The following is a 660-nucleotide window of genomic DNA, read 5'->3' on the forward strand; positions in this document are numbered from 1 at the left end:
ATCGAGACTGAACAACGCTTAACGCGATGCACCATTTTCTCATCGCCTGCAGTGGGCCTAGCGCTGGCGCAACAATCGCTGCGGCGGAGAATTACGCACTTCATGCCTCTTTTGTATCCATTCCTCTCCTCATCACTGCTGCCGTCGCGTCTTTCTTCGCTCGAAACAGCGTCCGCGGTTGCTGCCTAAATCTTGTTCCTTTGATGATTCATCCTTTCTGGTTGATGACTGCGCGGGGTGGAGATTGTGGGATCGCGTTGCGGGCATCATCCACGTTCTGGATTGTTCTTTCACTTGCACTGTCTTCAAACGCGATCGCTTCGGTTTGGCGCAACGGAATCGATGTATCGCGCGTGTCGCAACAATTCTCAGTTCGATCGATGTTGATCTTCTGCATGTTTACAGCTCTCTTTGTGGCTGTGTGTCGATCGCCGTTCGCAGACTATCTCCCTTTGATTGGTCTGCTGACTGTCATTGCCATTGCTGCTTGGCCCACACCAGTCCGAAGCCGTCGGCGATTGCTACCGCATAACATTGACATTCCATCGGACATCGTTGACAACGCTAACCAAGATGCCCGATAACCATGGGTTGCAACGGAGGCCGCGAGCTGACGTTTTCGAAGTGGAGAGTCGTTCGCGCGGCCCCGCTGAACCCTGC

1 protein-coding gene is annotated in these 660 nt (G+C 53.6%); it reads left to right on the forward strand.

Going from position 1 to position 660, the window contains the following annotated elements:
* A partial coding sequence (locus FYK55_RS29935) for a hypothetical protein (protein WP_235909054.1) occupies positions 1-189 on the forward strand: 189 nt, incomplete at its 5' end.
* Between the last annotated feature and the right edge of the window lie 471 nt (positions 190-660).

The organism is Roseiconus nitratireducens (genome assembly GCF_008629675.1).
Taxonomy (GTDB): Bacteria; Planctomycetota; Planctomycetia; order Pirellulales; family Pirellulaceae; genus Stieleria; species Stieleria nitratireducens.